The 19,910-nt window shown below is 63.1% G+C and carries 20 protein-coding genes and 2 pseudogenes; 10 read left to right on the top strand and 12 right to left on the bottom strand.

Annotated elements, in window-relative coordinates; translation table 11 throughout:
* Positions 1-764: 764 nt before the first annotated feature.
* Both M3G19_RS10290 and M3G19_RS10285 read right to left on the bottom strand, forming a co-directional pair.
* A complete protein-coding gene (locus M3G19_RS10290) occupies positions 765-1,820 on the bottom strand; it encodes an alpha/beta fold hydrolase (protein ID WP_095279068.1) in 1,056 nt (351 codons plus the stop codon).
* Positions 1,821-1,909: 89 nt separating this feature from the next.
* Positions 1,910-2,029, bottom strand: a pseudogene (locus M3G19_RS10285) (IS6 family transposase); the annotation flags it as partial.
* Between the two features lie 45 nt (positions 2,030-2,074).
* Here M3G19_RS10285 and M3G19_RS10280 point away from each other — a divergent pair.
* The 4 genes and pseudogenes from M3G19_RS10280 to M3G19_RS10265 form a co-directional block, all read left to right on the top strand.
* Positions 2,075-2,746 (top strand): annotated as a pseudogene (locus M3G19_RS10280) (IS3 family transposase); the annotation flags it as partial.
* 322 nt (positions 2,747-3,068) lie between these two features.
* A complete protein-coding gene (locus M3G19_RS10275) occupies positions 3,069-3,785 on the top strand; it encodes a DUF4192 family protein (protein WP_246875062.1) in 717 nt (238 codons plus the stop codon).
* Positions 3,786-3,831: 46 nt separating this feature from the next.
* A complete protein-coding gene (gene chrA, locus M3G19_RS10270) occupies positions 3,832-5,031 on the top strand; it encodes a chromate efflux transporter (protein ID WP_259902540.1) in 1,200 nt (399 codons plus the stop codon).
* Between the two features lie 9 nt (positions 5,032-5,040).
* On the top strand, positions 5,041-6,042 hold the full coding sequence (locus M3G19_RS10265) for an LLM class oxidoreductase (protein ID WP_259902537.1): 1,002 nt from the start codon (positions 5,041-5,043) through the stop codon (positions 6,040-6,042).
* A 116-nt stretch (positions 6,043-6,158) separates the two neighbouring features.
* Here M3G19_RS10265 and M3G19_RS10260 read toward each other — a convergent pair whose 3' ends face one another.
* Together M3G19_RS10260 and M3G19_RS10255 are read right to left on the bottom strand one after the other, a co-directional pair.
* Positions 6,159-6,314 (bottom strand): hypothetical protein, encoded by a 156-nt coding sequence (locus M3G19_RS10260; protein WP_259902536.1) that lies wholly within the window; start codon positions 6,312-6,314, stop codon positions 6,159-6,161.
* A gap of 792 nt (positions 6,315-7,106) precedes the next feature.
* Positions 7,107-7,271 carry a hypothetical protein gene (locus M3G19_RS10255; RefSeq protein WP_259902535.1) on the bottom strand — a complete coding sequence of 55 codons (165 nt, stop codon included), beginning with the start codon at positions 7,269-7,271 and terminating at the stop codon, positions 7,107-7,109.
* On the opposite strand from M3G19_RS10255, the gene M3G19_RS10250 reads away from it, so the two are divergent.
* The 3 genes from M3G19_RS10250 to M3G19_RS10240 are packed head-to-tail and all read left to right on the top strand — an operon-like array spanning position 7,260 to position 10,995.
* The gene (locus M3G19_RS10250) at positions 7,260-7,439 is read left to right on the top strand and encodes a hypothetical protein (protein WP_259902534.1); all 180 of its coding nucleotides are present in this window, start codon (positions 7,260-7,262) and stop codon (positions 7,437-7,439) included. The genes M3G19_RS10255 and M3G19_RS10250 overlap by 12 nt on opposite strands.
* A 5-nt stretch (positions 7,440-7,444) precedes the next feature.
* Positions 7,445-9,214, top strand: a complete 1,770-nt coding sequence (locus M3G19_RS10245) for an ABC transporter ATP-binding protein (RefSeq protein ID WP_259902533.1) — start codon at positions 7,445-7,447, stop codon at positions 9,212-9,214.
* On the top strand, positions 9,211-10,995 hold the full coding sequence (locus M3G19_RS10240; protein WP_259902531.1) for an ABC transporter ATP-binding protein: 1,785 nt from the start codon (positions 9,211-9,213) through the stop codon (positions 10,993-10,995). The genes M3G19_RS10245 and M3G19_RS10240 overlap by 4 nt, the downstream gene beginning before the upstream one ends.
* Here M3G19_RS10240 and M3G19_RS10235 read toward each other — a convergent pair whose 3' ends face one another.
* The 5 genes from M3G19_RS10235 to M3G19_RS10215 form a co-directional block, all read right to left on the bottom strand.
* A complete protein-coding gene (locus M3G19_RS10235; RefSeq protein WP_259902530.1) occupies positions 10,996-11,592 on the bottom strand; it encodes a hypothetical protein in 597 nt (198 codons plus the stop codon).
* Between the two features lie 75 nt (positions 11,593-11,667).
* Complete coding sequence (locus M3G19_RS10230; RefSeq protein WP_259902529.1) at positions 11,668-11,901, bottom strand: hypothetical protein; 234 nt, start codon at positions 11,899-11,901, stop codon at positions 11,668-11,670.
* A 105-nt stretch (positions 11,902-12,006) separates the two neighbouring features.
* The gene (locus tag M3G19_RS10225) at positions 12,007-12,597 is read right to left on the bottom strand and encodes an anti-sigma factor (protein WP_259902528.1); all 591 of its coding nucleotides are present in this window, start codon (positions 12,595-12,597) and stop codon (positions 12,007-12,009) included.
* Entirely contained in the window at positions 12,597-13,145 is a 549-nt protein-coding gene (locus M3G19_RS10220) for a sigma-70 family RNA polymerase sigma factor (protein WP_259902526.1), read from the bottom strand. The genes M3G19_RS10225 and M3G19_RS10220 overlap by 1 nt, the downstream gene beginning before the upstream one ends.
* A gap of 30 nt (positions 13,146-13,175) precedes the next feature.
* The gene (locus M3G19_RS10215) at positions 13,176-13,421 is read right to left on the bottom strand and encodes a hypothetical protein (protein WP_259902525.1); all 246 of its coding nucleotides are present in this window, start codon (positions 13,419-13,421) and stop codon (positions 13,176-13,178) included.
* Between the two features lie 158 nt (positions 13,422-13,579).
* Between M3G19_RS10215 and M3G19_RS10210 the strand changes: the two genes are divergently transcribed.
* Positions 13,580-15,226 (top strand): cytochrome c biogenesis protein CcdA, encoded by a 1,647-nt coding sequence (locus tag M3G19_RS10210; protein ID WP_259902524.1) that lies wholly within the window; start codon positions 13,580-13,582, stop codon positions 15,224-15,226.
* Here M3G19_RS10210 and M3G19_RS10205 read toward each other — a convergent pair.
* Positions 15,223-16,365: an aminotransferase class V-fold PLP-dependent enzyme gene (locus M3G19_RS10205; RefSeq protein WP_259902523.1), complete on the bottom strand. Its 1,143-nt coding sequence runs from the start codon at positions 16,363-16,365 to the stop codon at positions 15,223-15,225. The two genes, M3G19_RS10210 and M3G19_RS10205, sit on opposite strands and share 4 nt — an antisense overlap.
* A gap of 61 nt (positions 16,366-16,426) precedes the next feature.
* On the opposite strand from M3G19_RS10205, the gene M3G19_RS10200 reads away from it, so the two are divergent.
* Positions 16,427-16,597, top strand: coding sequence for a glycerol dehydrogenase (locus M3G19_RS10200; RefSeq protein ID WP_210574101.1), 171 nt, complete (start codon positions 16,427-16,429; stop codon positions 16,595-16,597).
* Here the strand turns inward: M3G19_RS10200 and M3G19_RS10195 are convergent.
* On the bottom strand, positions 16,594-17,697 hold the full coding sequence (locus M3G19_RS10195) for a ThiF family adenylyltransferase (protein ID WP_259902522.1): 1,104 nt from the start codon (positions 17,695-17,697) through the stop codon (positions 16,594-16,596). The two genes, M3G19_RS10200 and M3G19_RS10195, sit on opposite strands and share 4 nt — an antisense overlap.
* A gap of 73 nt (positions 17,698-17,770) precedes the next feature.
* Here M3G19_RS10195 and M3G19_RS10190 point away from each other — a divergent pair, with 73 nt between their 5' ends.
* A complete protein-coding gene (locus M3G19_RS10190; RefSeq protein ID WP_259902521.1) occupies positions 17,771-19,486 on the top strand; it encodes a BCCT family transporter in 1,716 nt (571 codons plus the stop codon).
* On the opposite strand, the gene M3G19_RS10185 is transcribed toward M3G19_RS10190, so the two are convergent.
* Complete coding sequence (locus M3G19_RS10185; RefSeq protein ID WP_259902520.1) at positions 19,483-19,905, bottom strand: hypothetical protein; 423 nt, start codon at positions 19,903-19,905, stop codon at positions 19,483-19,485. The genes M3G19_RS10190 and M3G19_RS10185 overlap by 4 nt on opposite strands.
* Between the last annotated feature and the right edge of the window lie 5 nt (positions 19,906-19,910).

The following is a 19,910-nucleotide window of genomic DNA, read 5'->3' as shown; positions in this document are numbered from 1 at the left end:
GATCACCATTTGGTGCACTACGTGGTGCACTAGGGGCAGAATCCTGCACCCGATGAGGCATCAGCGCTCCAGCAAAGCGGTGCGGGTTTCGCGGTTGTATGCGAGGGCGACTGCAACGAGGAATGCCACGGGAGCCGACAGTTCGGGGGAGATCTGTCTGTGTGTCGGGGGGGACACCGCTCAACCGTGGCGTTCGAGATGAGTATTACACGACTCGCGTCCTCTCGCATGTCGAGAGATGAAAGTGCACCTGACTTGGCTCACTGTGGTGTGACCGACTTAACTCTTGACGCGTACACCTGCTGGTTTGGTGTTGGGGTTGGGTATTTTCCGCACTAAGGGGTGGGGTGTGGGGCGGACGGTAGTGTGATCTTTTGTGAGCCCGTCTATCCGCACTGTGACGACTGCTTCTGGGGCTACAGCTGTCCAGGTAGTCACGAGCGAACACGCGGGCAATCGGATGTCGAAATCCGATCTCAAGGCGCGACCAATTTATGCCCGAACCGAGGGCTCGATTAATGCGCACCTCAATATCGTCATGGCAACACTCGCAGTAAGTCGAATGATGGAATCAGCAACCGGACGAAGCATTAAACGACTCGTGCGAACTTTCAAAAAGTATCGCAGTTTTGAACTCAGAGTCGAAGACACAACAATCCACGCGGCCACGCCACTACCAGCCGAAGTGCAAAACCTCGTCCACGCCATCACCGAACCCTGACTTCCGCACTAAAATGATCCAACTCAGGAGAAGCGCACGCGGATTAACCTACGCCGGCCAGCAGAATTTCTACGAACTCCTTGCGCTTTTCTACATGGAAGTTGTGGCCCGAGTCAGCCTCGACTTTAACGGCACCGGCGGGAAGAGAATCCATGGCCCTGGCGGCGTCCTCATCACTGGCCGCAGCTTGAAGGACTTCCCCGTCGTATCGCGCTTGACAATGAATATAGGTAACTGGCGCTTGAATCGCCGCAAGTGTTGCTTCTTGATCAAACCCTTCGTTCCAGAGACCCGTAAAGAAGGCATCACCAAACGCTGGGTCATAATCCATGATGTACACCTGTGCCTCATTCATCTCGGGAGGCATGGTCCACAGAGCTATCGGGGCGCCCGGATGCCGAGAGTGATATGCGAGTCCATCACCGATGAACCCCTGAGCAGAGTCCCCAAAGTATTGCCACATTTTTTGGCTGCGCCACTGATAAGCCTGCCAGTCGGTCTCTCCTGAAGACAAGAACTCATGAGTGCTGACAGCTAGGTCCTGATAATTCCACGTATTGCGCGCCTCAGGCAGCTCTGTGGCAAATAGCGGCGGATCTTCTAACACCAGGAAGCTAACCAGTTCTGGATGACGCGCAGCAATCAACGCGGCCAATTGACCCCCAGACGAATGCCCGCTTAATACGACGGGTTGGCCAATTGTCTCTATATAACGAGATAGGACGTCTGCGACCTCCACCGCTCGATAAGATTCAAGGCGATCAGACTTGCCATGCCCTGGAACGTCGATGGCATACACTTGGCGGTCCTTGCTGAGGTCACGTAAAGCGTAACCGTACTGGCGCCATCCGCTCGCTTGACCATGGATAAGGACAATAGGGGAACCGTCCCTTGGCTCGCTTACCCCTACATTGAGCTTCACATGATCCACGCTCACCCGGTGCTCTTGATAGCCAGCCTTTTCCAGGGATCTCACAAGACGCGAGTGATACGTGGTTGTGTACCATGCCCAACCGCCAGCACCGGCTGCCGCAAGTGCAACGATTGCCGTCACGATAAGTCCCGCCACCTTCAGGACCCTTTTCCCGACCAGGGCCATGAGCTATCACCTTACCAATACATTTGTATTATAACACCAATAGGTTTGCATTATAGCCTGGCTTGGCTCACTGTGGTGTGACCGACTTAAACACCCCGCTCGGTCATCATCTCTTCGAGATCGCGGTAGCTCACGCCGTAGCGGCAGTACCACCGCACCGCCCACAGGATGATTTCACGGGGGAAATGCCGACCGGAGAAGATGTCCATGGCCGTGATTATTTCACGCCGGTCTTTCTACTGCCCCAACTTTGCAACAGCACCGGTCATGAACCGATGAACCACAAGCGAGTTGCGCGGGTAATGCGTGAGCTCAAATTGTATGGTTACACCAAGAAACGCAAGGTCATCACCACCGTGTCGGATCATAAGAAGCCGGTGTTCCCTGATCTGGTGGGCCGGAAGTTCACCGCTGACAAGCCGAACCAGCTCTACGTTGGGGATATTACGTACCTGCCGATTGCGGATGGGTCGAATATGTGCCTGGCGACGGTCATTGATTGCTATTCCCGCCGGTTGATCGGCTTTTCCATCGCGGATCACATGCGCACCAGCCTGGTCCAAGACGCACTGCTCATGGCCAAAGGCCAGCGTGGAAGCCTGACTGGGGCGATTTTTCACTCGGATCACGGCAGCGTTTACACCGCGCACGCATTCCAGAACACCTGTAAGGAATTAGGGATCAGGCAGTCGATGGGATCAATCGGTACCAGTGCGGATAACGCCTTGGCGGAGTTGTTCAATGCCGCGATGAAGCGGGAGGTCCTTCAGGATTCCAAGACATTCATGAACCAGTTGATCTGCCGCCGAGATGTTTTCCGCTGGTGTACCCGTTACAACACGGTGCGTCGGCATTCCTGGTGTAAATATCTCGCCCCTGCGGTGTTTGAGGAGCGCGGTTCTGTTATCCTGAAATCTGCTTCCTGATTAAATCCTCCGTGTCTACTATCCGGGGGTCGGGCCCGCCTTCATCGAAGCTGACTACCACCCGAAGCTCACCACGCACATTCTCCGGATATGCAACGTCTCGCGGCCGACGATCTATCGCGCTCTCAAGCGCATTGACGCCGACACTTAGGCACAGGCTGCGTCGCTAGCGCTCGCACCCGGTAAGCCAAGCATCAGGCTGCGCTAGCGACGCTCAGCACGCTTCAGGTGCGGTGGTGCCGTGGCAGGGCGCGACCGGCAGAGCCGGACCGAATACGGGATTGACCACGTACACCCCGTATTCGTGCAAAGGAGCACTGCCATGTCCACCCATTCCCACACGCTCGCATCCCACGGCGAGATCCTCGCGAACCTCCCCGGCATCCTCGGGTTTTACCCGAACAACTCGCTGATCCTCGCGTTCTTCGTCGACGACGAGGGCGCCGACACCATCCGCCTCGGCCCGGTCGCACGGTTCGACCTGGACGAAGCCGTGGAGAAGCTCACCGAGAGCCGCGAGCGGTTCGCAGCGTGGGTCCACCACCTCGACCTCGACGCTGTTATCGCGTACATGATCAGCGATGACATTGCACAGCCGGTCTTCGACGAGACAGCTACGTACCTCACCAGCGAGGCAGTGCACCTACCGCCGCTGCTCGGGGTGGTGCAGGTGCCCGAGATCGTCACCGGGGCTGCGTGGTGGTCTGTGTACCAGCATCCGTTCATTGACGATGCCCGTGCGCGGGTGCGAGTCAGTCGTCTCCAGCTCGCAGGCAGTCACCGCAGCAGCATCGGCGTCGGTCCAGGTGCCCATGACGATGTAGGTGGCGTAGTCGTAGTGGCTCACGCCGTCTTCCTCGTGGGGGAGAGGCAGGTCGAACGGCTTCGAGATCTCGATCCCCAGTACGCTGAGCTGCTCCGCGAGTTCAGGGTGTGCGGCTGCGACCCTCTCGCGGAAGAAGGGGCAGTAGGGGCAGGGGCAATCGTCGATAAGCGATTGTGCGTAGTAGCTCCTCGTTGCGGCCCGGTCCATGGTTGAAAGACTAGCGCGACGGGCGATGTTTGCTCTGGTAAACATTGAGACCATGTCCACTTCCCGCGCTGATTTGAACAAACAATCCCCACGGGATGTCTTCCGCATCTTCCTGCGGCTCGGCTGCACCTCGTTTGGCGGTCCGACGGCGCACTTGGGCTATTTCCGCGACGAATTCGTGGAGAAGCGGAAGTGGTTTAGCGACAAGCAGTACGCCGACCTCGTGGCACTGTGTCAATTCCTGCCGGGGCCGGCGTCGAGCCAGGTGGGGATGGCGATTGGCCTGCAGCGTGCCGGATATCTGGGCATGTTCTTGGCGTGGGTCGGCTTCACTCTGCCGTCGGTCCTTGTCATGGTGGCATTCGCGCTCGGCGTGGCGCAGTTGGGCGATATCAGTGAGGCTGGTTGGCTTCTCGGTTTGAAGGCTGCGGCTGTCGCGGTCGTCGCGCAGGCAGTCTATGGGATGGCGAAGAACCTGGTCACCGGCAAGATTCACGCCGCGATCGCGGTGGCGGCGCTCGTGCTCGTGCTGCTGGTGCCGCATCCGCTGATCCAGGTCGGTGCGATTGTGATCGGTATTGTGGCTGGTCTGGCGTTCCTGCGCGACAAGAAGGATCCGGAGGAAGCCTCTAAGGCGGAGAGCGGTTCACGCACGCTCGGCATCGTCTGCCTGGTGCTGTTCTTCGCGCTGCTGTTCGTTCTGCCGCTGGTGGCAAAGCTGATCGGCACGACGGGCGCGGACATCTTCGACACGTTCTACCGCGCCGGCGCGCTTGTGTTCGGCGGCGGCCACGTGGTGCTCCCGCTGCTCGAGACGGTCACAGTGGGCCCGGGGCTTGTCGACCATGACACCTTTCTCGCCGGCTACGGCGCCGCGCAGGCGATGCCAGGCCCGCTGTTCACGTTCGCGTCCTTCCTTGGTGCCAGTACACAGGGCATTAACTGGGCGCTCGGCGCGACAATCGCGACCATCGCGATCTTCCTGCCCGCTGCGCTTTTGGTTCTTGGCGCGATGCCGTTCTGGGAGCGCATCCGCCAGATGCCACGCGCAGGTGCCGCCCTGGCTGGAGCGAATGCCGCGGTGGTCGGCATTCTCGGTGCAGCGCTGTACACCCCGGTGTTCACCGCCGGGGTTACCGGCGTGATCACTCTGTCCATCGCCGTGGTCTGCTACGCCGCGCTCACCTCATGGAAGGTTCCGCCGTGGGCCGTGGTCATCGGCGCGGCGCTTGTTGGCTGGGCGGTGCTCTAGGCTGGCGGCATGAACCCGCTTTTTTCGCTTTCCGATACCCCGCACTGGGAACTTCCCGGCTTCCAGCAGACCTTCAAGCCGGGCGAACTCACAGTCGGCCTGACCCTCCCCATTGAGGAGGACGCGGAGGCCAACCCGCTCGACAGCCTTGATAACCAGCTGCGCCTCATCCGCAAGGCGGAGGCCGGGGGAGTGGCCGCGATCTGGGTGCGCGACATTCCGCTCCGCGTCGAGACCTTCGGTGATGTCGGCCAGGTCTACGACCCGTGGATGTACCTCAGCTATATCGCCGCGCAAACGGAGACCATCGCCCTGGGCACCGCGGCGATCGTCGTGCCGTTCCAGCACCCGCTGCTCATGGCCAAGCGCGCAGGCACCATCGACCGGCTCAGCAGTGGCCGCTTCCTCTTCGGTGTGGCCACGGGCGACCGCCCTGAGGAGTTCCCCGCGTTCGGCCAGGACAAAGGCAAGCGCGACGAAGAGTTCCGCGAAAGAATCGACGCTTATCGACGAGCCACCCACACCTCCCACACCCCCGTCCGCTGGTCCGGCGGAAAGATGGGTGGAGCCGATGTCGTGCCCAAACCTCAGGCTCGCGAGGTGCCTCTGCTCGCCACCGGTTCCTGCCAGCAGACCCTCGAGTGGCGTGCCGAGCACGCGCACGGCTGGCTGATGTACCACAAGGGCTTGGAGGTCCAGCGCCAGAACGTGCGTAACTGGAACGCCGCGGTGGCCGACTGGGCCACCCGCGAAGGTGTGGCCGGGACCCCGGCGGCGTTCAAGCCCTTCGCCGAATCGTTGTGGCTCGACCTGCACGAGGACCCGGACGCCCCCGCCAGCGGCGGCAGCTTCGGCTACCGGCTGGGCCGCAACACTCTGATCCAGCTGTTGCGCTCGCAGCGCGATGTGGGCATTAGCCACGTCATGGTGAATTTCCGCTCCAGTAAGCGCTCGGCGGAGGAGCAGATCGACGAGCTCATCGAGCACGTCATCCCCGCGCTCGCGCGGTGACGCGCCGCTGGTGGATCTAGACTCACCCCGGCCTCGGCCTAAAACCCCAGGTCAGATTTGGTTCCCGCGGCAACTACGCAATCTAGATCCACCACCCCCGGCTACACCCGGCCCGGCTAGACCCAGTCGAGCGCCTCGGCGAACCGCGCGACGATGCCGTCGACCTCGTGAGCGGCGCTGGCCAGCTGGGAAATAAAGTCGGCAGGCAACTCGAGGCCCGCAGCGGTTTCCACGTGCGCCGCGAAGACGACGGAAGGGTGCTCAGGACGCACCTTCGGTTTCGGGCCATTACCAGAGCGCTTATCCGGAGAAGCCTTCTGCTCCCACTCCGGCGCGATGGTGATCGTCCCCTGAGTTACGGGGACTCCCCGGATTTACAGGCTGATTCACCGAGAAGATTGTTAACAACGCCTGCGGATTCTTACGCCCATCCTTGATCTTCGTCCACGCGCCAATCAATGGTGTGCTGGTTTTGCGCGATCTCGGTTTCAGCAATGTCCATCAAACGTACGAGACGGGACTTGATCCAAATGCTAGGTAAGGCTAACCTAATGTGAGAATGGTTATCATCTTTTGAGAGGGCAACACAGTGCCGCTTGTGACTGACGAACCCACCACAGCGACCGACGAGTCGACGAGTCGGCCGAGAGGGGGCGACGCGAACGCGGGGAACCCCGTTTGGCTCATCCTCCGGCCGGTGTCCGTCCCCTCCTGCACGGAATCGCCGGGCACACCCCGTATCCGCGGTCGGCGAGGCAGTCAACGGCACCGGAGCTACGGATTTGGTGGTCTGCGCGGCCTGGTTCTTAGGCATCGCCGTGCTCGCGGCGTGGGGCATCGCCGTGAAAACGAGGCCGGGGGAGTCTGCATGACAGGTACGTCCACGGGGGCGGCACCGCCGACGACGGCCCGCGAACCCGATCACCTAACCCGAAACCGCCGCGTGGATGCGGCCCACACACCCGGAGACAGAACCAGATGAAGTCGATTGCCCAGATCGTCCAGAACAACCGCAGACTCCTCGCGGCCTACGAGGACAAGGTCCAGCCGAGGTTCCTCAGCCGCTATGCGCGTGAACCGATGGACGCCGCCGTCGAAGGGCTCGGGGCCGGACGGAATTCCACGTCGCCGACGTCCTCGCGCCGCTCGGCAGGGTCGCCGGGCTGCTCGCCGATGGAGGCATCGCTTACGTGCAGACGTTCGTCGAGGATCCCGACGTGAACGAGCATGTGGACATGGCCGTCGTTGCGAAGATGGGCCACCGGGTGTTCCGGGGCAGCGAGGTCGAGGACCTCGCCGAAGCCAACGGGCTGAAGCTGGGCGGAGCCTCACGCGCCGGCATGGTGTATTTCTGCACTCTCGCGAAGAAAAGCGCGATCGGGGAGGCGGGCAAGTGAGCGCCGTGGACGGGACCGTAGGCCCGTGGTCGCTGCTCGCCCCGATTCGGACCCGGATGCGTGCGGTGGTCGCGTTATCCGTCCTGTCGTCGGTGGCTACCGTCGCTTCGCTGGTCGGCATCATCGACATCGCGATGACGTACCCGGAGGCCCCGGAGCATCGGACGTGGTTGGCCGTGGCTGTCATCGTCGTCGCCGCAACGGTGCGCATGGCCGCGGACGGCACCGCCGGCATGCTCTCGCACCGGGCGGATAACGACCTGCAGCTCCACCTCCGGCGCCGGCTGGTCGCCCAAATCCGGAAGTTACCGCTGGGCTGGCTGGACGCCCGGCGCTCGTCGGGAATCATCGAGTCGGTTGAGAAGGACGTCGCGGCTGTCCACCAGCTCATGGGCCACACCGTCGGTGAGACCGTGGTGGCGGTGCTGGTTCCCCTGCTTTCCCTCATCGCGCTCGTCGCGGTGGATTGGCGGATCGCGGCGGTGGCGGTCGTCCCCGTGCTGGTCACCTTCGCCCTGATGGGCGTGATGATTTCGCGCGGAGCCGGTCTTCAGCGCGACTACGAGCGAGCCTCCGAAGGAGTGACGGCCGCGGTCATCGAGTTGGTGCGCGGTATCCCGGTGATGAAGTCCTTCGGACGCGCCAACCAGGGCGCGGGTCGCTACGATGCCGCGGCGTTGTCGTTCGTCCGCGCGTGGTCCGCCTGGTCCCGGCAGTCGAACATCTATCTCGGGCTCATCGACGTGGTGACGTCCCCGACCACAGTCCTCGCAGTGGTGTGCGGGGCCGGCCTCGCACTGAGGGACGCCGCGGGCGGCATACCGGAGGGTCTCGTCGCCGGGCTGGTTCTCAGCCTTGGACTCTCCGCGGCGATCGTGCGGGTGGCCATGAACTCCGAACCCATCATCGCGGGGATCGCCGCTCTGAAGTCCATCGCGGAGGTGCTGAGCACGTCGCCGATCGCCGAGCCCGCCGATCCGGTGCCCGCGCGCGGAGGCGCGCTCGAGGTCCGGAACCTGGTCTTCTCCTACGGCGATGGGCCGCGGGTCCTCGACGGGATGTGCGCGACGTTCGAACCAGGGACCCTCACTGCGCTGGTGGGGTCCTCCGGTTCCGGAAAGTCCACCGTCGCCCGGCTGTTGGCGCGTTTCCACGACCCCGTTGAAGGCTCGGTGCTACTGGGCGGCGTCGATCTTCGCGACATCGCCGTGCGCGACGTGCACCGCTCGGTGTCGGTGGTGTTCCAAGATCCACAGTTGTTCACGCTGCCGTTGCGGGAAAACATCCGGCTGGCCAGGAGAGACGCCACCGACGACGAAATCATGGCGGCCGCGAAGCTCGCGAACCTCGATGCGGTCATCGCGGCGCTGCCGAAGCGCCTGGATTCGGTGGTCAACGTCGACGTGACCTTTTCCGGTGGTGAGGCGCAGCGCGTGGCCATCGCGAGGTCGATCGTCACGGACGCGCCGGTGCTCATCTTCGACGAGGCAACCGCTTACGCGGATCCGGCTTCCGAGGCCCTCATCCAGTCCGCAATCGAGCGTTTGGCCCGTTCGCGGACGGTGATTGTGATCGCGCACAGGTTGAGCACGATCCGCAACGCCGACCGCATCCTCGTTCTCGATGGGGGAGCGGTCGCGGAGGCGGGTACCCACGACGAGTTGCTTGCGCGCGGTGGCCGCTACCGGGATTTGTGGCGCGCGTTCGTGCTCGACGACGAACCATCCGCCCCGCGGGGCACTGAATCAGACGATGAAAAGGCGGCAAACCGATGATTCGGGACTTGTGGTCGATGACGGATCGGCGCTCGAGAATGACGCTGGTGTGGCTCATTGCGTTGGCCACGCTTGCCGCGCTGGCCCAGGGAGCGGCGTTCGTCGCGCTGCTGCCGCTGCTGTCGGCTCTGGCCGAGGGAGATGATGCGACGGCGTGGCGTTTCACCGGCGTCATCGCCGGCCTCGCGGCCGCCCATGCGGTGCTGTCCCTCGCCGCGGGGACAGTTGGCAGGGCGAATTCCGCAGCGGTGCTGTCGTCCCTGCTGCGTTCCCTGGGCGAACGCGTGCTGACGTTGCCACTCGGGTACGTCACCAAGTCTACGGCCGGCCGCTTTTCGGAGATGGCGTCGTCGGGTATCGCGTTCGCGGCGTCCGTGCCGCACGTGATCCTGCGGCCCGTCATCGCCGCGGTGGTTACGCCGACCGTCATCGCCTTCGGAATTCTGGCGGTGGATTGGCGCGTCGGTTTGGTTCTTGTCGCGTCAGCGCCGGTGCTCTTCTTCGCCTACCGGGCCATTGGCCGGGTCGGCGGGGAGTCGGACGAAGCGCATGCTGAGGCCGTCGCTGCCGTCTCCGGCAGGCTGATCGAGTTCACCCGCGGCCAGCAGGCGATTCGCGCCGCGGGCGACGGTTCGGCGGCGGACGCGATGGTGGATGAGGCTATCCAGGCCCAACACGATGCGTTCGCGAAGGCGACGTCGACGCAGGGGGCAGCCATCGGACGGTTGGGTTCGATCGTCCATGCGGTGTTCACGGCGGCGGTGATCGTCGCCGTGGCAGTCGCCGCGACGGGCGGGATGGCGCCGGCGCATTTGGCGCCGATACTCATCGTGCTCGTCCAGTTCACCGGACCGATCACCACGGCGGGAGCGTTGTCCGGCGGTTTCGGTGCGGGCCGCAACACGTTAGCTGCGTTGCGTGACCTGCGGGCAATCCCCGCCCTTCCTGAACCTGCCGCACCGGAGCTGCCCGACGGGCATGACGTGGAGTTCCGCGGCGTGAGCTTCGGGTACGGGGATAAGAAGGTTCTCGACGACGTCAGCTTCCGTGCACCTCTGGGAGCGCTGGTTGCCGTAGTGGGACCGTCGGGAGCGGGCAAGACGACGGTCATGCGGCTGCTGTCGCGTTTTCATGATCCGGACTCGGGGGAGATCCTCATCGGCGGGGTGCCCTTGCCTCGGATCGGCACCGACGGCGTGAACTCGCTGGTGACCCCGGTGTTCCAGGAGACGTTTCTTTTCGACGCGTCCGTGCGGGACAACGTGGTCTTCGCCGACCCCGGATTCGGTTCCAGGCCCGGTGACGGGGACCGCTTGCGCGAGGCCGCCCGGCGTTCCGGGGTGGACCGCATCGTAGAGCTGCTGCCTTCCGGGTGGGATACCCCGGTGGGGGAGGAGGGGACGCTGCTGTCGGGAGGCGAGCGGCAGCGCCTCGCCATCGCCCGGGCGCTTCTGAAGGATTCCCCGGTGGTGCTTCTCGACGAGCCGACGTCCTCGCTGGATGCGGCCACTGAGCGGGCGATCGTCGGCACGATTGAGGCGTTGCGCGGCGATCACACTGTGATCGTCGTCGCCCATCGCCTGCACACCATCTGCGATGCCGACCTCATCGTCGTGCTTTCGGAGGACGGGACGGTCGCAGAACGGGGCACGCACGATGAATTGCTGGCGAAGGGCGGCCGCTACGCCGAGTCGTGGACGTGCCGGACGGGGAGTTCCCCGGGATCCAGATCCAGCTCGTCGTGGACCACCACGACGACGGCATCGGAGAAGCGCGGATAGCTAGTTCATCTCGCACCAGATTGGCTTAGTTCCCAGGAGCCAAAGCGCACCGCGCAGACACCCCAGTGGAGGAGCAAGAGCACGAGGAGCGCCAAGGAAAGTGCGTGCCAGCCTTCGTCCCAAGCACCCAAGCACCCAAGCACCCAAGCACAGAGTGCCCACGGGGAAGGTAGAGCCCCACCAACCAGGGCCGTAGGGCGCCCAGTGGAGGACAGCCTCGTAGAAGCAGTACATGGTATGGAGGACACACGGTACGGCGAGGGTGAACATGATGAGGCCGTACAGGTGAGTGTCGAAAAGCAATGTCGATGCTGCCGTCGACTGGCCGACAACACCGAGGGGAATCCACGCTGTACCCGCGGCTGCGCCACGTGGGCGCGTGCGGGACCAATAGCAGTAGAGGAAGAGCGGGATCGCGGTGAAGAACGTGAGGAAGAAGCACAGCTCACCCGCGTAGTGATAAAACTCGCCGTGATGGGTGGCCAGCTGCCCGGCGGATGTCGCGGCGACCATCGGGGACACCAGCGCCAAGCCCCACGGGAACGCAGGCTCGGTGTAGTGAGCGGACTGCTTCCACAAACCCCAGAGTTGCCACAAGCACACGATGATGGCCAGTGGCGCGCCGATCCACCAGCTGATCAGCTGGAACGCATCGTTGCCCGTGAGTGCCGTTCACGCCGAGCCGCACGCGAGCAGCCCCATCGCGTACATGCCCCACGCCGCCATGTTCTGGCGCCGCGGCGGCTCATTGCGCACGCCGACCGTGAACACAACAAGGAGCCCCGCCGCGATGAGCGCAAAAACGACCTGGGCTACATGAAATCCATGTAACCCAGTCAAACTCGACGCAATCGAGGTTCCCATTAAAGCGCCGGCCCGAGCGGGACCGAACTTTGGCAACGTCATAGGACTAACGCTAGGCCTGCCACCTCGTCTCATCCACTTTGGGTCGGGGCTTTGTGGTTTTTAGGACGCGAATGGCCTGAAGCGCGCCAAGGGAGGCAGCCGGCACTAGAGCGTCACGTTGGCCAGCACCGCGCCGGTGGGCTGCGCCGAGCCTGCGGCGACTTCTTCGGTGACAAGAACTGAAGCGGTGCCACCTGGTAGAGGCATCCACACGTCATCGTGGGGCTCCTGGCCGATGACTCCAGCGGATTCCATAGCGCCGTCATCCATGACCGCCCACACTTGTGCCCCCATGCCGTCGTCGAGAGCTGGCTGGCCGTTGACCATGGCACCGCCCTTGCCCATGCCAGAGCTGATCACGATGTCGAGGCTCGCGCCCATCGCATCGGCCTGACCTTGACGCGCGTCGTCGGCCTCCATGACTGCGTGCATTTCGTCGACACCTTGGGCGGAGTAGGACTCCGAGGAATCCTCTTCGGTGAACTGCGTGACGGTGACTCCGCCACCGGCGATGAGCACGACGGCGGCCGCTGCGGCGGCTGTGAGACGTCGCCCGGAGCGGTTCTTCCGCGCGGTGTCCAAGTCAGTGACCTGGTCGGTGGCGTCGATACGCTCCATGATTGAGCGTTTGAGCTCCGGGGGCGGGGTGACCGGCGTGGCCGCGGAATTGAAGAGGTCCTCGATATCTTTATCCATCACAGGCCTCCTTTCAACGACACGGCCTTGCGAAGCTTTTGCAACCCGTCGCGTACCCGGGTTTTGGCTGTTCCGAGAGCGACACCAGTGGCATCGGCGATTTCTTGGTGGGTGAGTTCCCCGAAATACGCGAGCATGAGCGCACTTCGATGGGGCTCTCCGATTGAATCAATGAGTTCTTGCAGCTCCTCAGACTCTAGTCGCTGCTGAGCTTCGTCTTCAGCGGCAGCGACCCACGTGGTCAGTTGGCTGTTGAAATCGTCGGTGTCGCGGGCTTGGGAGCTGCGCCAGCTCCGCAGCCGATCGATGGCGCGCGATTTGGCGAGTCGCAGTACCCATGACTTGGCGCTGCCGCGGTGTGGGTCGAAAGTGTGGGCGTTTTGCCACACCTCCACGAAGACTTCTTGGGTGACCTCTTCAGCTTGTGCCCGGTCGCGCAGAATGTGGGTGGCTAGACCGAGAACCTGCGGGGCCAGAACGTCGTAAAGCTCGGCGAAAGCGACTTTATCGCCCGCGCGCACGCTTTCTAAGAGACGGTCAGGATCCACAGATTCTAAATCTAACACCTGGGTCATGTGCTACTTGGATTCTTCCATCATTTTGTCTTCGCTCATCATTGCCTCAGAGGACGGGGCCATGGAATCTTCGCTCATCATGGCCTCGGACGACGGGGTCATGGACTCCTCGCTCATCATCGCCTCGGAGGACGGTGCCATGGAGCCGTCCATCTTGCCGTCGGTCCCCTCGGTGTCGTTGCATGCGACGAGGCCGGTGGCGGCGATGACGATGGCGCTGGCGCTGGCGATTGCGCGGTTGATAGACATGGTGTCTCCTTCTCTTTTTCGGTTCGCAGGCGCAGTGTTTCTGGCCCGTCATTGAGTACTACGGAGCCGGGGGCTGATGCGGATTGGACCAATCCGGTGTGGGTGCTCACTCCGTAGTGCTGGGTGTAGGAAAGGCAACCGGAAAGTAGAGGAAACTCATGATCGGCGTGATTCTTGTCGGATTCATCGGAGGTGTGATCACGGCATTGTCACCGTGCATTTTGCCGGTGTTGCCGGTGGTGCTCGGTGTCAGTGTCGGGCGTAAACCGTCGCACGTGGTGGCAGGGTTGGTCGTGAGCTTCGCGGCGATCGCGCTGCTGGGGACGTTGCTGCTTAGCGCGCTGCATTTGCCGCAGTCGGTGTTGCGCTGGACGGGCGTGGTGTTGCTGGCATGGGTGGGGCTGGGAATGATTTTCCCGCCGGTGGGGGAGGTGTTGCAGAAGCCCTTTGACGCGCTTCCCCGCCCCACGGCATTGCAGGAGAAAACACGCGGCAAGGGCGGTTTTCTCATCGGCCTGGCCCTTGGTGCGGTGTACGTCCCGTGCGCAGGCCCGGTGCTCGCAGCGGTGACGGTGGCGGGTACGACGGGGCAGATCGGCTGGAACACGGTGGTGCTCACCGTCGCGTTCGCACTCGGGTCCGCGCTGCCGCTGTTCGTGTTCGCTCTGGCGGGCAACAAGATCGGTGACAAGGTAGACGCGGTGCAGCGTCACCGTAAGGCCATCGGCGTGCTCATCCTAGTGTTCACCGTGGCGTTGGCTCTCAACGCGCCGGCGGCGATCCAGCGTGCGCTGCCGAATTGGACGTCATCGCTGTCGAACCGCTTTGAGAATTCGGACTTGGCCAATGACGCTCTCAGCAAGGTCGGCCCGACCGGGAGCGGTTCGCTTCAGTCGTGCCGCCGCGCCGACCCCGCGCAGCTGCAGGATTGTGGCCCGGCACCGGAATTCGCGGGGCTGACGAACTGGATCAACGCCGACCAGCCGCCGAGCCCGCAGGACGGCGGTGTCATGCTCGTCGATTTCTGGGCGTATGCCTGCATCAACTGTCAGCGTGCGGGGGAGCACATCACCAAGCTTTACGACACTTATCGCGATTCCGGCCTCACCGTCGTCGGCGTCCATTCCCCTGAGTACGGCTTCGAGCACGACTTGGGCAATGTCCGCAACGCCGTAGAAAAGGAAGGTATCCACTACCCGGTGGCGCAGGACAACGACTTCGCTACGTGGAGGAATTTCAACAACCGCTACTGGCCAGCCCGCTACCTGGTGGACAAGCACGGCAATGTCCGCCAGATCGTGGAAGGGGAGGGAAGCTACGCCGAGACAGAAAAGCTCGTGCGTGAATTGCTTATCGACGCCAACCCCGACGTCGACCTCCCCGAACCGGTCGAAGGCGGCGAAGCAGCAGGCGGTACCAAGGGCCGGAACCCGGAAACTTATCTCGGTACTGCGCGTGCCGAGTACACCAAGCAGCCCGGTTACACCGACGGCGAGCACGACTTCGGTGAACCGGCCGCTCCCGAGCGTGGCATGTTCACTTTGAACGGGACGTGGATTCTCGAGGAGGAATCAGTGCAGACCACCAGTGGAGGGCACCTGGACATCAACGTCTTCGCCAAGTGGGTCCAGCTCGTGGTTTCGGGTGAAGGCGAGATCGAGGTCGAGTATCCGGACGGTGCGACAAAGTCGTTCCCTGTCACAGATGGAACCCTCGACCTCGTGAAAGCCGAAACGCCCACCGAGGGGGTGCTGCGCATCCGGCCCACGGCAGACGTGAAACTGTATTCGTTGACCTTCGGCTAGCCAGCGATAACCTTGTCCAGCGCCGCGGCGAACCGCGCGACGGTGCCGTCCACGTCGGCCCACTTGTCCAGACCGAACAGTCCGATGCGGAAGGTGGAGAAGCTCTCGGGCTCGCCGATCTGCAGCGGAACACCGCCGGCGACCTGGATGCCAGCCTGCTTGAAGGCGGCGCCGGTGGCCTGCTCCGGGGAGGTGGCGTGCATGACCACGATGGAGGTGGCTTCGAACCCAGGGGCCGCGACGGAAGAGAAGCCCTTCTCGGCCAGCAGCTCGCGCACCTTGGTGCCCAGCTCGACCTGGCGGGCGGTGAGCTCGTCCAAGCCGATCTCCTTGGCTTCCTTCATCAGCTCGAGGTTGTGCGCGATCGCGTCGGTGGGGACCGTGGCGTGGTAGGCGGCGGAACCGTCGACGTAGCCCTCGGAGATGGCGGTCCACTTGGCCAGGTCCATGGCGAAGCTGTCGGAGGTGGTGTTGTCCAGCTCGGCACGCGCGCCCTTCGAGAACATCACGTAGCCGGTAGCAGGGGAGCCGGACCAGCCCTTCTGGGGTGCGGAGATAAGCACGTCCACGCCGGTTTCTTCCATGTTGATCCACTTGGTGCCGGAAGCGACGCAGTCGAGGACCATGAGGGCGTCGACGTCGTGAGCGGCGTCGGCAAGCTTGGAGATGTAGTCGACCGGCAGCTCGAGGCCTGCGGCGGTCTCCACGTGCGCGGCGAAGACGACGGCGGGACGCTCAGTACGGATGCGCTCGACAGCGGCGTCGATGGCGGGCGGGGCGTAAGAAGTGCGCTCGTCGTCGGAGGTCGGTTCGGCGTTGAGCACCGTGACCTTCCCAGCGACACCGGAGGCATCGAAGATCTGCGTCCAGCGGTGGGAGAAGTTGCCCGTGCGGATCACGAGTGCGTCTTTGCCGCGGGCGAATTGGCGGGCGACGGATTCCATCGCGAAGGTTCCGCCGCCGGGAACGATCGCCACGGATGCGGCGTGGTACGTCTCGCGCAGGATCGCCTGGATTTCCTGCATGATGCCGATGAATTTAGCGGACATGTGGTTCAGCGAGCGGTCGCTGAACACGGCTGAGTATTCGAGGAGGCCGTCGGCATCGATGTCGGGGCGGGGAAGGGTGATGTCAGTCATGCCCCAACGCTAGCCCGTTTCTCCTACGATGGTGGGCGCTTACCGTGAAAAGGAGAAAACAATGGGTCGTTGGATCGTCGCAATCGTCGGAGCCGTCATCGGTGCACTGCTCACCGGTTTCATTTTGAGCCAGCTCGGCGTCACCGGAATTCTGTACACCATCTTGGTGCTCGTCGGCTCGGCCGTCTGCTCGTCGCTCGCGGGCACGTTGTACTTCCGCGCGAAACGCTAGAGCGCGTTCACCCCGCCAGGCAGGCTCGTCAACGTCACGTTCCGCGCGTCAGCATGAGCTGCATGCTTATCGACGAACCCCTGTGACCTCTTCCCCGACGCGCAATAAACCACCACATCGGTGCCTTCGGGGAGAGAGTCGATGAAGTCAACGCCGAGCTGGGGGTCAGCAGAGGTCGGGATGTGCGCGGCCCTGGCGGCGGAGATGTCCTTGATGGCCTTCTCGTGCTCTTCCCGCACGTCGAGTGCGACGGCGGCTCCCGTCGCGACGGCCTCCAGGAGCTCCTCGCTCCCGTTATCAGGCACAGCGCACGCCGCGCCTTCATAGTCTGCGAAAGCGGTGACCAGCTCGCGGCCGGGGTCGCGCCGGACATCGAAGCGGCGGATCTGGGTGGTCAGAGCGTCGTACATGTGGAGTGTGCCCACCGTCGCCTCACCGACACCGGTCAGGAATTTGATGACCTCGGTGGACATGAGTCCGCCGACCACACTCGTGGTCACGCCCAGCACACCGGCGGTGGCGCAATCGGGTACGGAGTCCGCGTCAGGCTGGTCGGGGTAGAGGTCGCGCATGCCCACGCCGTCGTCCGGTGCGCCGGGGCCGGACCACCACAGCGCCACATCGCCGCGGTAGCGCAGCACCGAACCCCACACGAGGGGAGTGCCGGTGATCTCGGCGGCGTCGGCGGCCATGAACTTGGTGGCAAACGTGTCCGAGCCGTCAATGAGCACGTCGATATCTTCGAGCAGCTCCACTGCATTCGAGGCATCCATCCGGCCGTCGATCGTGGTCACGTCGATGCCGGGCTGCAGCTCACGCAGTCGCTCTGCGGCCACTTCGGTCTTCTTCCTGCCCACATCGGAGGCCCCGAAGAGGATCTGGCGGTGAATATTAGTCAGGTCGACGACGTCGTCGTCGATAAGCGAAATATGCCCGACTCCTGTCGCCGCGAGCGTCTGCATGATCGGGCATCCGAGCCCTCCCGCTCCGATGACCAGTACTTTCGCGCGATGTAGCGCTTCTTGTTGCTCGGGCCCGAAGCCGGGCAGGTTCATTTGGCGGGCGGTACGGCGCAATTCTTGCTCGGGAAAAGAAATCACACCCGTCCACTTTAATGGCCTAAGCTTTTTTGGGACATCATGACCGCCCACCTATGATTCGGGGCCGATTCCCATGCGCAAATTTCGCGCTGATCCACTGATCTTCTTTACCTCCGTCGGATTCATCATCGCTTTCGTGGCGCTCACTATCGGTTTCGGTGAACGTGCCCGCGAGACGTACTCCACCGTGTCCACCTGGATGATGGACAATTTCGCGTGGCTGTACATCGGCGGCGTGTCCGCGGTGTTCATCTTCTTGATCGTCTTGTTTGTGTCTCGCTTCGGCAACTACCGCCTCGGCGACGATGACGATGAGCCCGAGTACTCCTTGCCCGTGTGGTTCTCCATGCTGTTCGCCGCCGGCATGGGTGCGACGCTGCTGTTCTGGGGTGCCGCGGAACCGTTGCACCACGCGTATAACCCGCCGCGCGGCGAGTATGAATCGATGAGCCGTGAGGCCATCCGTCAGGCGTTCGAGTTCACCTACTACCACTTCGGTATTCACATGTGGGTGATCTTCACGCTGCCGGGCCTGGCCATGGGGTACTTCATCTACAAGCGCAAGATGCCAGCGCGCTACTCGTCGATCTTCTCGCCGCTGCTCGGCTCGAAGGTGTACGAGTGGCCGGGCAAGCTTCTCGACGCCATCGGCATCATCGGCACCGTCTTCGGCCTCGCCGTCTCCGTTGGCCTGGGCGTGCTGCAGATCAGCGCGGGCCTGAACATTCTGTGGGATGTTCCGCTGGTGACCTGGGTGGAGCTGGCCGTGATCATCTTCATCACCGTCTGCGCCTCCGTGTCCGTGGCCACCGGCCTAGACAAGGGCGTGAAGCTGCTGTCGAACCTGAATATCATCGGCTCGATTGTGCTGCTGGTCTTCCTGTTCATCGTGGGACCGACGCTGAAGATCATCGAGCACTTGACCGAGTCCTTCGGCATCTACGCATCGTCGCTGCCGGAGCTGATGTTCTGGGTCGATTCCTACAACGACAACCCGGGCTGGCACGCCACCTGGACCGCGTTCTACTGGGCGTGGACAATCTGTTGGTCGCCGTACGTGGGCATGTTCTTCGCCCGCATTTCCCGCGGCCGCACCGTGCGCCAGTTCATTGCCGGCACGATCTTGCTTCCGGCGGTCTTTGACATCATCTGGTTCGCCACCTTCGGCCGCACCGCGATCGACGTGGAGCTCAATGACCCGGGCGTGCTCACCGGCCCCGTGGTGGAGGATGGGGAGACCCCGCAGGCGCTGTTCACTCTGCTGGCGCAGTACCCGTTCTATTTCATCAGTGGTGCCGTGGCGCTCGCGGTGATCATTTTCTACTTCGTCACGTCGATCGACTCCGCTGCCTTGGTGATGGACATGTTCACCACTGGTGAGGAAGAAGTCACGCCGAAGTATTACCGCGTCGCTTGGGCCGTCGCCGTCGGCGTGGTGACAGCCGCGCTGCTGTTCATCAACGATTCCGGCATCCAGGCGCTGCAGGAAGTGGTGATCATCATCGCCCTGCCGTTCTTCATCGTCTACTTCATCATGATGTTCTCGCTGGTGAAGGCGATGAGCGACGATTCGGCCGCCGAGCGCCGCTTTCGCTCCCGCCAGTGGGAGAAGACCGACACTGCGGAGAAATACGAAGAGGCAGACGCCAAGCCCGCGCCGGGCTACGACGAAGAAGGCAACGAGATCGACCGCCCCGAACTCGAGTACGACCACGAGGAAGGCTCATGGCGCCTCACCGAGAGCGTGCTCACCGAGGCAAAGGACGAGGACGAGACGGAGAAAAACTAGAGCGAGAACAGAACCGCATTGACACCGCCGGCGCGAACCAGCGCCGGCTTTGCCATATCCAGGACGTACAGGTCGCCAGTCGGGCTGGAGAAAACGACCCTGTTGCCGTGGTTGTAGACCTGGAACGGCTGGAGACGGCTCGGCTGGCGCTCGAAGCCCTGGTTCCAGCACTTGGTGCCAACCCACTTGCGCTGGATGGACACGGCCGGGATCAGCTCGCCCTTGGGGTTGCACTGCGGCTGGGACTTGCGTGCGCGGTCGCTCACGCAGAGGGTCTCGCCGTCGTACAGGGCGCAGCGGACGGAGTTGTCGGAATTGGCAACGAACTGTGCCGCCGCAGCCGCCTCCGGCGCGAGGGCGACGGTGCCGAGCCCCGCAGCGAGAGCTGTGGAGGCGAGGATGGAGGTGATGCGCTTCATGGTGT

Origin of the sequence: Corynebacterium sp. p3-SID1194, assembly GCF_025144155.1 — a bacterium.
Classification (GTDB): Bacteria; Actinomycetota; Actinomycetes; order Mycobacteriales; family Mycobacteriaceae; genus Corynebacterium.
The sequence above is the reverse complement of the archived record's forward strand: the minus strand, read 5'-3'. Positions and strand labels throughout refer to the sequence as shown.